We start from the raw sequence: 12023 nt of genomic DNA, 5'->3' as shown, positions 1-12023 counted from the left end.
GACATGGCTGAAGTACTTCATCACGGAAACAACGCTCATGATGAACACCATCATGACGATACAGACATTACTGTGTTTGGTTTCTGGACTTACTTGATGAGCGACCTTGTACTTTTTGGTACGCTCTTCATCGCTTACGTGGTTTTACAATCACATATTCCAGCTGGAACACCATCACCACATGAGCTATTCAGTGAATCTTTAGGCTTTGTGTTAATTGAAACATTTGCCTTATTGATTTCATCAGTTACATTTGGATTTGCCGTGCTTGCACGTTACAAAAACAATGTAAAAGGTGTTTTAACTTGGCTCATGATCACATGTCTATTTGGTATGACATTCATTGGGATGGAGCTTTACGAGTTTCATCACCTTGTAGAAGCTGGACATGGACCAACACATAGTGCTTTCTTATCTGCATTCTTTACACTTGTCGGTACTCACGGTATCCACGTGACATCTGGTATTGTCTGGATGATCATTCTAATGTTGCAGATCAAGAAAAATGGTTTAACTTTACCAAATACACGTCGTTTAGCATGTTTGAGCCTGTTTTGGCATTTCCTAGACATCGTTTGGATTTGTGTATTTAGTGTTGTTTACTTAATGGGAGCTATCTCATGAGTCATGATAATCACGCATCAGGTGCATCTCACGGTAGTATGAAGCAATATACTGTTGGCTTCATTCTATCAATCATCTTAACGATCTTACCTTTTGGTATGGTCATGTCAGGTGGTTTTAGTAGAACACTTCTTCTTTCAGTCGTTGGTATTACTGCAATTATTCAAATTCTTGTTCAGTTAATCTTCTTCTTACATATGAACTCGTCTGAAGAACAACGTTGGAATGTTATTGCATTTATCTATACCATTTTAACCATTGCAATTTTGTTAATTGGTTCTGTATGGGTAATGAACTACCTTCACTACAACATGATGATCTAAACTGGTTGTCATGCTGAAAAAATATATAATCCTGACCAAACCAGGGATTATCTTTGGTAACTTCGTTACTACCTTGGGTGGCTTTTTCTTAGCCGCCCAAGGCAATATAGATATTCTCCTCCTCTTAATCACCCTCATTGGCACAAGTTTAGTTGTGGCATCGGGTTGTGTTATCAATAACTTTATCGACCAAGATATTGATCATAAAATGCAACGCACACAAAACCGTGCACTTGTCACAAAAAGCATTTCACCAACAGCTGCACTCATTTATGCATTTGTTTTAGGCATATCTGGTCTCACCTTATTGTGGGTGTTTACAAATATGTATGCTTTTGGGGCGGCCGTACTTGGTTTTGTTGTTTATGTATTTTTCTATAGCCTTTGGTCAAAACGTACATCAATTCATCAAACCATTATTGGTAGTATTTCAGGTGCTTGCCCACCTGTAGTTGGTTATACTGCTGTATCACATTCCTTTGATATTGCAGCACTGCTTGTTTTTCTGGCTTATGGTTTATGGCAAATGCCCCACTCTTGGGGAATTGCAATTTACCGCTTTGATGACTACAAAAGTGCCAACATTCCGATACTCCCTGTTGCACGTTCAATAAAACGTACCAAAATAGAAAGCTTTATTTATGTACTTTTATTTACTGCTGTACTGAATGGATTATATTGCTTTAACTATACAAATATATTTTTCTTAATTACATTCAATACACTCTGTGCTTATTGGATCTACTTATCAATTATTGGCTTTAAAGCAGTAGATGACCAGCTTTGGGCAAAACGCTATTTTCTATACTCTGTGATTTTAATCACAGCGTTAAGTATTAGTTTAAGTTTTAGTTATCAATCTCCTGCCCCATACTTGCCATTATTTTAAAGCAATTAAAAATAGAGTGGATTAACACTCTATTTTTATATCTTTTCTAGCACAATTACTTGAAAAACAATCTAAACTCCTTTACTATTTCGCTTCGCTTAAGCGACATACTAAATAGTATGCCTCCTTGCTTCTAAAATATAAATTAGAAGCTGTATAATCCGTAAGGAGCTGACAATGCGTCACTACGAAATCGTACTTCTGGTACATCCAGACCAAAGCGATCAAGTGGTAGGTATGGTAGAACGCTATATCTCTCACATTAAAGAAGCTGAAGGTCAAATCCAGCGCTTAGAAGATTGGGGCCGTCGCCAATTGGCATACCCTATCAACAAAATTCACAAAGCACACTACATTTTAATGAATGTTGAATGTGGTCAAACTACGCTTGACGAATTAAACGAATTATTCCGTTACAACGACGCAATTATTCGTAATGTTGTTATTCGCCGTGATACTGCAATTACAGAAGAATCTTTACTTGCAAAGAGTGCTGAAGAAAAGCGTGCGCGTAAAGCACAACGTGAAGAAGCACAACACTCAACTCAAGACTCTGCTGAAGCATAAGGAGAACACACATGGCACGTTTTTACCGTCGTCGCAAGTTCTGTCGCTTCACAGCAGAGAAAGTTGCATACATCGACTATAAAGATATCGATACTTTAAAACAGTATATCACTGAAAACGGCAAGATTGTTCCTAGCCGTATCACTGGTACAAAAGCACGTTATCAACGCCAACTTGCACTTGCTATTAAACAAGCTCGTTTCTTGGCTTTGATTCCGTACACTGACAACCATAAGTGAGGTGAGCTGTGGACGTTATCTTATTACAACGCATTAAAAACCTTGGTAAACTAGGTGATAAAGTTTCAGTTAAAGCTGGTTATGGCCGTAACTACTTAATCCCTCAAGGTCAAGCAGTTGCTGCTACTGAAGCAAACACTGCTGCTTTTGAAGCACGTCGTGCTGAACTTGAGAAGCAAGAAGCTGAAGTACTTGCAGCTGCTCAAGCACGTGCTGATCAATTAGACGAAGTAAATATCGTTATCACTGCGAAAGCTGGTGATGAAGGTAAACTCTTCGGTTCAATCGGTACACGTGATATTGCTGATGCATTAACAAGTGCTGGCTTGAATGTTGATCGTGCGGAAGTACGTTTACCAAATGGCGCACTTCGTCATACTGGTGAATTCAACATCGCGATTCAATTGCACCATGATGTAACTGCAGACGTACTTGTAACGATTGTTGCTGAGTAATTTATCTGCATAAAAAAGAGCATGCATCTGCATGCTCTTTTTTTTAATCTTCGAAAAACCAATCCAAATGCTAGTTTTTAATGTTATAAAAATCTATACTTTTAATCCGCATTTTCATTTGCCTTTTATTTTAACGATCTGTCAGCACAAGGTTTCTTTATGTCTCAGGCGAATACCCCAAATTCAGTACAAACGACTAATAATAGCTCAGAAAAAACAACAAGTAACGAGATTAAAGAGTTTCGTACACCGCCACATAATTTATCTATAGAACAAGCTGTACTTACAGCACTCATGACCGTTGCAGAATCATTTGAACAGGTCAGCGATATTTTAGAAGAAAATGACTTCTATGCCACGCGCCATAAATATATTTTTAGAGCCATTGAAAAATTGGCACAGCTTAGCTCCCCTTACGATGCTGTACTTGTCCATGACTGGCTCACCAACCAAAAACTCATTGAAGCCGTTGGTGGTGAAAGTTACTTAATGCAACTGATGTCTGACTCTCCATCAAGTTTCTACAACCTAGAAACATATGCACAAAAAATTAAAGAGTTTGCAACATTACGCCACATGATTAAGGCAGGTAATGAAATTTTAATTAATGCCTATGATACTAAAGGTCGCAGTGTCAGCGACATTTTAGATATTGCTGAAAGTAATATTTTTTCAATTACAGAACAGCATAATAATAATAAAAAATCAGAAGGCCCAAAGCCCATTACTGCAGTCGTATCTAGTGTATTTAATAAGCTTGATGAGCTCTCTCAACTTGATGGTAGTATTACAGGATTGTCTACAGGTTTCATTGAATTAGACAATAAAACCTCTGGTATGCAAGCAGGTGATTTAATTATTGTTGCAGCCCGACCATCTATGGGTAAAACAACTTTTGCCATGAATCTTGTAGAAAGTGTTTTATTTAACAGTAACTTACCTGCACTGGTTTTTTCTATGGAAATGCCAGCAGACTCGATTGCAATGCGTATGATTTCATCGATTGGAAAGATACACCAAGGGCATTTACGCTCAGGAAAGCTAGATGATGATGAATGGTCAAAGGTAACCGCAAGTATCTTACAGCTACAAGAAAAACTACTTTATATTGATGATTCATCAGCACTCCCACCAACAGAACTCAGATCACGTGCTCGACGTATTGCTAAACAACATGACGGTAAAATTGGCTGTATTATGGTCGATTATCTACAGCTGATGAAAGTACCCGGCATGGGTGATAACCGTGTTGGCGAGATTTCAGAAATTTCACGAAGCTTAAAAGCACTTGCCAAGGAAATGAACTGCCCTGTTATTGCATTGTCACAGCTTAACCGAAGCCTAGAAAATAGACCAAATAAACGTCCTGTTATGTCAGATTTGCGTGAATCTGGAGCAATTGAGCAAGATGCCGACTTAATCATGTTTATTTATCGTGATGAAGTCTATAACAAAGAGTCTAAAGAAGCAGGCACAGCAGAAATTGTCATTGGTAAACAGCGTAACGGTCCTATTGGCACGGTTCGACTGTCTTTTGAAGGCCAATATACCCGCTTTGGTAACCTCTCTCCAGAGTACTACAATCAATTTGATGATGATGAATAATCACTAAGAAAATTTATCTTTCATATAGCCCTATACGCTTAAATTGAGGTATGATCATGTGAAAATAACAGCATGGTCATATCTATTTATCTCGTATGTCTACACAAGAAAAAGAAACATCCAACAGTCTATACCGCCAATGGCAGATACTATCTCATCTTAATGTAGGTAAATGGACAGGCACAAGGCAACTACAAATAATACTCGAAAGAGATGGTGTAGAAGTCAGTATGCGAACAATACAACGTGACTTAAATCAACTTTCAGAACGCTTTCCCATAGAAAAAAATAAAGAAGTTCCGCAAGGTTGGCGATGGAGAGATGATGCACCGCTTCAAAGCTTGCCACATATGACCAGCTCACAAGCCGTCACATTTATGATGGTAGAGGATCACTTAAAACACTTACTTCCACCAAGCCTGATTGAAGAGATGAACCCTTGGTTCGATTTAGCACGGCGTAGCTTATCTGAGCAAAATAACGCACGGCAGTGGATTAACCGTGTCAGAATTGTGCCTGCAACCCAACCACTTATTCCACCGATTGTAGAAAAAAAAGCCCAACAAGGCATTTATGAAGGGTTATTGCAAGATAAACAAATTGAATGTATTTACCGTAGTCGAACCAATCCAGCACAAGATAAAACCTATACACTCAACCCATTAGCTCTTGTACAAAAAGGTGCTGTTATTTACCTCATTTGTACTCGGCATGATCGTTCAGATATACAAACTTTCGCACTCCATCGTTTTTCATCAACCAAAGTACTAGAAGCACGTGCACTCCACCCTGCTAACTTTAATATCGATGAATATATCGAGTCTGGTGCACTTGGCTTTAGAGTCGATTTTAGTGTGCCAACACAAAATGTACAGCTACAACTACAGATGGATCACAGCATTGCTCAAATGTTCTATGAAAGCCCTCTCAGTAAAGATCAACATATTGACATTATTGATGAGCAAATGACTCAAGTCACAGCCACTGTGCCATTTACCTCACAGCTAGTTTGGTGGTTGCGAAGCTTCGGTAAACGCATCTCTCATATTTCCCCCGAAAGCGTTGCAAAACAAGTTTATGAGCAATAAAAAAAACTGCTCATAAAGAGCAGTTTTTTTTATTTCACTAAAGGCATTAAGCACTTTTTTGCTTAAAATGATTTTTACGTACAGTAATCATAATAAGCTGAACAGCAGCTGGGGTAACACCAGGTATACGGTTAGCTTGTGCCAATGTTTCAGGACGTACTGTTTTTAACTTCTGCGTAATTTCACGAGACAACCCAGATACTACATCATAATCAAAGTCTTCAGGAATTTTTGTTTCCTCTAAACGTTTTAACTGAGCAACATCTTCTTGTTGACGGTCAATATACCCTGCATATTTCACTGCAATTTCAATTTGCTCACCGACTTGGGCTGTCACCGTCGACTCTGTTAATTCTGCAATATGAGAGAAATCAATTTTAGGACGCTTTAATAAGTCAATCGCACTACACTCTTTACTTAAATCTGCACCTGTCATTTCAACAAACTTTTTACCCATTGGGTTATTTGGTGCCGCCCATAAATGCTTTAATCGTGCCATTTCAGACTCGACTGCGTCCATTTTTTCACAATATGCTGCCCAACGTACATCATCTACCAAACCAAGCTCACGGCCAATTTTAGTTAAACGCTGATCTGCATTATCTTCACGTAACATCAAACGATATTCAGCACGAGAGGTAAACATACGATACGGTTCTTTCGTACCCAAAGTAATCAAATCATCAACCAACACACCCATATAAGCCTGATCACGCTGTGGTGACCACTGGTCTTGATCCCATGCACGGCGAGCCGCATTTAAACCGGCTAATAAGCCTTGTGCACCTGCCTCTTCATAGCCTGTCGTACCATTAATTTGACCTGCAAAGTATAGGTTTTGAATGGCTTTGGTTTCTAAAGTCATTTTTAATGCTTGCGGGTTAAAGTAATCATACTCAATGGCATAACCTGGGCGTAAAATATGTGCGTTTTCCATCCCACGAATAGAACGAACTAACTGAAACTGAACATCAAATGGTAGCGATGTAGAAATCCCATTTGGATATAATTCATGCGTGGTCAAACCTTCAGGCTCAATAAATACTTGGTGAGAGTCTTTATCTGAAAAACGATGAATTTTGTCTTCAATTGATGGGCAATAACGTGGGCCAACACCCTCAATCACACCTGTATACATCGGCGAGCGATCTAAACCTTGACGAATAATCTCATGCGTTTTTTCATTGGTATGGGTAATGTAGCAATTCACTTGCTCTGGGTGCATAGATGCATGCCCCATAAATGACATGGTTGGTGATGGGAAATCACCGGGCTGTGCCGTCATCACAGAAAAGTCAACTGAACGCGCATCAATACGTGGTGGTGTACCTGTTTTTAAACGCCCAACAGGTAAGTTTAACTCTCTTAAACGATCAGCCAACGCAATAGAAGGTGGATCACCTGCACGCCCACCACTCGACTTCTCTAAGCCAATATGAATGACGCCACCTAAGAATGTCCCTGTCGTTAATACCACAGTTTTCGTATCAAAACGAACACCCATTTGGGTCACAACGCCTTTTACCGTATCGCCTTCTACAATAATGTCATCAGCCGCTTGCTGAAAAATATCTAAATTTGCTTGGTTTTCTAGTTTTTCACGAATGGCGGCTTTATATAAAATGCGGTCTGCTTGAGCACGTGTTGCACGAACTGCAGCGCCTTTTCTTGAATTTAAAATACGAAATTGAATACCACCTTGGTCAGCAGCCAAAGCCATTGCGCCACCAAGTGCGTCAATCTCTCTAACCAAATGCGATTTACCAATACCGCCAATGGCAGGGTTACAACTCATCTGCCCCAAAGTTTCAATATTATGGGTTAGAAGTAAGGTCTGGCGTCCCATACGTGCAGCAGCAAGTGCCGCTTCGGTACCCGCATGACCACCACCAATCACGATAACATCGTAAACTTTTGGATAATGCATAATATAAACATCGGCAATGAAAAGACCGCACATTATATCAGAGTATTTTACTAGAAATAAATATATTCACCACCTAGATAAACTCAAATGGCCTCACAACAAAGTTTAATAAAAATGAATTTACTGCTCAAAAAAGAACAAATAGCCTTTGATTTAACATAAAAAATTGACAATACAGCCTGACTAAAATATGGCATAATATAAATATATGTTATGGCGTTAATTTAGGTATTTATTTGATGAATCTTGAACGTGTTGATTTAAATTTACTTATCTACCTTGATGTATTGCTTAGAGAAAAAAATGTGACTCGTGCAGCTGAACAACTTGGTGTCACTCAACCTGCTATGAGTAATATTTTAAGACGACTCAGAACACTATTTAACGACCCCTTACTTATACGCTCATCTGAAGGCATGACACCTACTGAACGTGCTATTGAATTACAACCAAGAATACGCAGTGCTTTGGCTGACTTATCAAGTATTTTAGAACCACGCACCGAATTTAAACCGTACAGTAGTCATCGTGTCTTTCGAATTATGACCTCTGACTATGCCGAAGCGACATTAGTTCCTAAACTCATTAAAGCATTACGTGCTGAAGCACCACATGTCGTTTTAGACTTTCTCACACCAAGTGACGTTTCTTATAGAGATATGGAACAAGGTAAAGTTGATCTTGCGATTAACCGCTTTAATGAAATTCCGCAAAGCTTTCACCAAGTTTTGGTTTGGCGAGACCGCTTTTCATGTTTAATGAATGCTAAACACCCTTATGTCAATAATCTTAATTTAAAAAACTATTTAGATGCAGACCATATTTGGGTCTCTAAAACAGGCATGGGCATTGGTTTTGGGGTAAACCCAGAAAAACAATCGGGCTTAGGTTGGATTGATCAATCTCTTGAACGCATTGGACAAAAACGAAAAATTTCGATTTTTACTCGCCATTATCAAATGCCTGCACTGTTGGCACGAAATGTTGACCTGATTGCAACTTTACCTACACGAATTGCCAACCTACAAAACAACAATAGCGAACTTGTGATTCAAGACCCACCATTTTATATTCCAGAAATAGAGCTTAAAATGGCATGGTGTCCACTGCTTCACCATCATCCTGCTCACCGTTGGTTACGTCAGCTGATTTTATATGTTGCAAGACAAATGGTTGAAGAAGAAAATAGAGCGTTTCTGACAAAACATAATACTGCAATACATTCTTCATCATGATGATGAATTAGAATCAAAGATATGCAGTAACCCTTTTTTATGTTAAAAAACATAAATAATGCAAAATTTATAAACATAGGTGCATTGTGACTTTTTTTCAAAGTATGATTATTATGGGCATACTCATGATTGGTGGTGGCTTTCTCGCCCTTGCCGAAATTGCTTTAGCAGGTGCCCGTAAAGTAAAATTAAAAATATTAGCTGAGTCAGGCGATGAACGTGCGCAGAAAGTACTCGACGTACAAGCACAGTCGGCAGATTTTTTTGCAGCATCACAAATTGGGTTAAATGCAGCTGCTATTTTAGGCGGTATTGTTGCTGAACCTGCTTTTCGCTCCTTTTTTGCAGATTTTCTTGCGCAGTTTTTTGTCGGTGCATGGATTGAAAAAGCCGCTTTTGGTTTATCTTTTTTAGTCGTCACTATGGCATTTATTTTATTTGCTGACTTTATGCCAAAACGTCTAGCAATGATTGCTCCTGAGAAAATTGCTTTAGCGGTGATTAATCCAACGCTGGTCTATGTCAAAATCTGTACCCCATTGGCATGGGTAATCAATGCGATCAGTAATCTTTTATTCCGCTTATTTAAAGTCAATACCACACGAGAAGACAATGTCACTTTTGATGATATTGCAGCGGTCATGGAAGCAGGTGCTCAAGCAGGTGTATTACTCAAACAAGAGCATCACTTTATTGAAAATGTGTTTGAGCTTGAAGAGCGTACCGTTCCTTCAAGCATGACTACTCGTGAAAATATTGTATTTTTTACACCTAACGAGTCAGAAGAAAGCATTCGTCAAAAACTTGCGACTTACCCTTTTTCTAAATTTTTGGTCTGCAATGAAACCATTGACCAAACCATTGGCTATGTAGATGCAAAAGACCTGTTGGTTCGTATATTAAACAACCAAAAACTCAATCAACTCAATGAAACGACCATTCGAAGCATACTGACCATACCAGATACACTCACATTGTCTGAACTTTTAGACCGCTTTAGAGCCACTAAAGAAACGATTGCTGTGGTCATTAATGAATACGCATGGGTGGTTGGAGTAATTAGCCTCAATGACATTATGAGTACTGTTATGGGCGATTGGGTCACCCCTATGGACGAAGTACAGCAAATTATTAAGCGTGATAACCACTCATGGCTCATTGAGGGTAGCACCCCAATTGAAGATATGAAACATGCTTTAGATTTAGATGAATTACCTGACGAAGAAAACTATGAAACCGTCGCTGGGTTTATGATGTATAAACTTAGAAAAGTGCCTCGTCCCGCAGATTTTGTCGAGTTTGACAGATTTAAGTTTGAAGTGGTTGATGTAGACCACTATAAAATTGACCAACTACTTGTGACTCGCCTATCTGTCATTAATGAAAGTATTATTATTCAAAATCAAGCCAACGAAACAAAATAAAGCTAAAAAAAACCCTCAATATTGAGGGTTTTTTTTAGCTATTGATTAAACATCTTTACGACGCATATGTGGGAATAGCAATACATCTCGAATACTTGCAGCATTTGCAAACAACATAACCAAACGGTCAATACCAATACCTTGACCTGCTGTTGGTGGTAAACCATACTCTAGTGCTTCTACAAAGTCTGCATCGTAGTGCATTGCTTCATCATCACCTGCATCTTTTTCAGCAACCTGCGCTTGAAAACGCTCTGCTTGATCAATTGGGTCATTTAACTCGCTAAAGCCATTTGCCAACTCACGACCACCAATAAAGAACTCAAAACGGTCTGTAATATGTGGATTATGATCATTACGGCGAGCCAGTGGCGATGTTTCTGCTGGGTATTCAGTAATAAATGTTGGTTGGCGTAACTGTGCTTCTACTGTTTCTTCAAACACAATCGTTTGTAACTTACCTAAACCAAAACCAGGCTTCACCTGTTCTTTAAGTTCAGTTTGAATAAACGCTGCAAGGAACTCACGATCTGCTACATTTTCTGCAGTAAAGCTTGGGTTATGCTCTAAAATTGCATCAAACATAGAAATCTTTTTGTATGGGCCTTTAAAGCTATATACTTCTTCACCATACGGCACATCTGTAGAACCTAAAATATCTACAGCCAGTTTCTCAAGCATATTTTCAGTTAATGTCATTAAATCTTTATAATCTGCATATGCCTGATAAAACTCGATCATGGTAAATTCAGGGTTATGACGCGTAGATACACCCTCGTTTCTGAAGTTACGGTTAATTTCAAACACACGTTCAAAACCACCAACCACCAGACGCTTTAAATACAGTTCGGGTGCAATACGCAAAAACAAATCCATATCTAATGCATTGTGATGCGTCACAAATGGTCTTGCCGATGCACCACCTGGAATAATATGCATCATTGGTGTTTCAACTTCCATAAAACGCTGATCAACCAAGTATTGACGTACACCTGCCACAACTTTGGCACGGATCTCAAACGTTTTACGTGTTTCTTCATTCACGATCAAATCTAAGTAACGCTTACGATACTTTGCTTCTGTGTCACTTAAACCATGAAACTTGTCTGGTAGTGGACGCAGTGATTTCGTTAACAACTCAAAAGCTTGTAAATGCACATATAAATCGCCTTTACCAGAACGACCGATGTAGCCACTAGCAGCCACAATATCACCTAAATCTAATGATTTAATTGACTCAAGCTGGTCACTTGGTAGCCCTTTACGGTCAACATACAGCTGAATACGACCTGTCATGTCTTGTAATACAATAAAAGAGCCACGATTGAGCATGACACGACCTGCAATTTTCACATATACGTGTTCAGCCGCTTCAATTTCTGCTTTTTCAACGCCATCAAACTGTGCTTGCAGGTCACCTGCATAGTGTTCACGTTTAAATGTATTTGGCCAAGGGCTTGTACCATTTTCTTTTGCTTGCGTCTGAATCTGTTTTAACTTGGCATGACGCTGTGCAATTAAATCGTTTTCGGAAATAGTGGGTTCAGAACTCGACTGAGCGTGTTGTTGCGCCATCTCTGCCTCTATAAAATATCAAAATAAATAAAGGCGATAGCATAGCAGAATTTAAGCTTAACTTTCACCTCT

At 39.0% G+C, this 12023-nt stretch carries 12 protein-coding genes; 10 read left to right on the top strand and 2 right to left on the bottom strand.

The features are described 5' to 3' along the window. Window positions 1-3: 3 nt before the first annotated feature. From cyoC to I2F31_RS01905, 8 genes are all read left to right on the top strand, one after another. Window positions 4-624 carry a cytochrome o ubiquinol oxidase subunit III gene (cyoC, locus tag I2F31_RS01940; protein ID WP_195768006.1) on the top strand — a complete coding sequence of 207 codons (621 nt, stop codon included), beginning with the start codon at window positions 4-6 and terminating at the stop codon, window positions 622-624. Beyond that, window positions 621-947, top strand: a complete 327-nt coding sequence (locus I2F31_RS01935) for a cytochrome o ubiquinol oxidase subunit IV (protein ID WP_195768007.1) — start codon at window positions 621-623, stop codon at window positions 945-947. Before cyoC ends, I2F31_RS01935 begins: the two co-directional genes overlap by 4 nt. A gap of 10 nt (window positions 948-957) precedes the next feature. After that, window positions 958-1836, top strand: a complete 879-nt coding sequence (gene cyoE, locus I2F31_RS01930) for a heme o synthase (RefSeq protein WP_195768008.1) — start codon at window positions 958-960, stop codon at window positions 1834-1836. Window positions 1837-2013: 177 nt separating this feature from the next. Beyond that, the gene (gene rpsF, locus I2F31_RS01925; protein WP_195773330.1) at window positions 2014-2403 is read left to right on the top strand and encodes a 30S ribosomal protein S6; all 390 of its coding nucleotides are present in this window, start codon (window positions 2014-2016) and stop codon (window positions 2401-2403) included. Window positions 2404-2414: 11 nt separating this feature from the next. After that, a complete protein-coding gene (gene rpsR, locus I2F31_RS01920; protein ID WP_092748871.1) occupies window positions 2415-2642 on the top strand; it encodes a 30S ribosomal protein S18 in 228 nt (75 codons plus the stop codon). Window positions 2643-2650: 8 nt separating this feature from the next. Continuing rightward, window positions 2651-3097, top strand: coding sequence for a 50S ribosomal protein L9 (gene rplI, locus I2F31_RS01915; RefSeq protein ID WP_195768010.1), 447 nt, complete (start codon window positions 2651-2653; stop codon window positions 3095-3097). Window positions 3098-3256: 159 nt separating this feature from the next. After that, the gene (dnaB, locus tag I2F31_RS01910) at window positions 3257-4702 is read left to right on the top strand and encodes a replicative DNA helicase (protein ID WP_195768011.1); all 1446 of its coding nucleotides are present in this window, start codon (window positions 3257-3259) and stop codon (window positions 4700-4702) included. A 95-nt stretch (window positions 4703-4797) separates the two neighbouring features. Then, a complete protein-coding gene (locus I2F31_RS01905) occupies window positions 4798-5790 on the top strand; it encodes a helix-turn-helix transcriptional regulator (RefSeq protein ID WP_195768012.1) in 993 nt (330 codons plus the stop codon). 46 nt (window positions 5791-5836) lie between these two features. On the opposite strand, the gene mnmG is transcribed toward I2F31_RS01905, so the two are convergent. Next, window positions 5837-7717, bottom strand: coding sequence for a tRNA uridine-5-carboxymethylaminomethyl(34) synthesis enzyme MnmG (gene mnmG, locus I2F31_RS01900; RefSeq protein ID WP_195773329.1), 1881 nt, complete (start codon window positions 7715-7717; stop codon window positions 5837-5839). A gap of 239 nt (window positions 7718-7956) precedes the next feature. Between mnmG and I2F31_RS01895 the strand changes: the two genes are divergently transcribed. Together I2F31_RS01895 and I2F31_RS01890 are read left to right on the top strand one after the other, a co-directional pair. Next, window positions 7957-8952 (top strand): LysR family transcriptional regulator, encoded by a 996-nt coding sequence (locus I2F31_RS01895; RefSeq protein WP_195768014.1) that lies wholly within the window; start codon window positions 7957-7959, stop codon window positions 8950-8952. A gap of 86 nt (window positions 8953-9038) precedes the next feature. Continuing rightward, window positions 9039-10376 carry a hemolysin family protein gene (locus I2F31_RS01890; protein WP_195768015.1) on the top strand — a complete coding sequence of 446 codons (1338 nt, stop codon included), beginning with the start codon at window positions 9039-9041 and terminating at the stop codon, window positions 10374-10376. Between the two features lie 45 nt (window positions 10377-10421). Here the strand turns inward: I2F31_RS01890 and lysS are convergent, their stop codons facing one another. Then, a complete protein-coding gene (gene lysS / locus I2F31_RS01885; RefSeq protein ID WP_195768016.1) occupies window positions 10422-11951 on the bottom strand; it encodes a lysine--tRNA ligase in 1530 nt (509 codons plus the stop codon). Window positions 11952-12023: the final 72 nt, after the last annotated feature.

The sequence above is a fragment of the Acinetobacter rathckeae genome (genome assembly GCF_015627125.1).
GTDB classification, from domain to species: Bacteria; Pseudomonadota; Gammaproteobacteria; order Pseudomonadales; family Moraxellaceae; genus Acinetobacter; species Acinetobacter rathckeae.
Note: the sequence above shows the minus strand (reverse complement) of the source record. Positions and strands in the feature narration are given on the sequence as shown.

Excerpts from the sequence above, each read along its gene's own strand:
- cyoC (WP_195768006.1), top strand. The coding sequence starts at position 4 with ATGGCTGAAGTACTTCATCACGGAAACAACGCTCATGATGAACACCAT.
- I2F31_RS01935 (WP_195768007.1), top strand. The coding sequence starts at position 621 with ATGAGTCATGATAATCACGCATCAGGTGCATCTCACGGTAGTATGAAG.
- cyoE (WP_195768008.1), top strand. The coding sequence starts at position 958 with ATGCTGAAAAAATATATAATCCTGACCAAACCAGGGATTATCTTTGGT.
- rpsF (WP_195773330.1), top strand. The coding sequence starts at position 2,014 with ATGCGTCACTACGAAATCGTACTTCTGGTACATCCAGACCAAAGCGAT.
- rpsR (WP_092748871.1), top strand. The coding sequence starts at position 2,415 with ATGGCACGTTTTTACCGTCGTCGCAAGTTCTGTCGCTTCACAGCAGAG.
- dnaB (WP_195768011.1), top strand. The coding sequence starts at position 3,257 with ATGTCTCAGGCGAATACCCCAAATTCAGTACAAACGACTAATAATAGC.
- I2F31_RS01905 (WP_195768012.1), top strand. The coding sequence starts at position 4,798 with ATGTCTACACAAGAAAAAGAAACATCCAACAGTCTATACCGCCAATGG.
- mnmG (WP_195773329.1), bottom strand. The coding sequence starts at position 7,717 with ATGCATTATCCAAAAGTTTACGATGTTATCGTGATTGGTGGTGGTCAT.
- I2F31_RS01895 (WP_195768014.1), top strand. The coding sequence starts at position 7,957 with ATGAATCTTGAACGTGTTGATTTAAATTTACTTATCTACCTTGATGTA.
- lysS (WP_195768016.1), bottom strand. The coding sequence starts at position 11,951 with ATGGCGCAACAACACGCTCAGTCGAGTTCTGAACCCACTATTTCCGAA.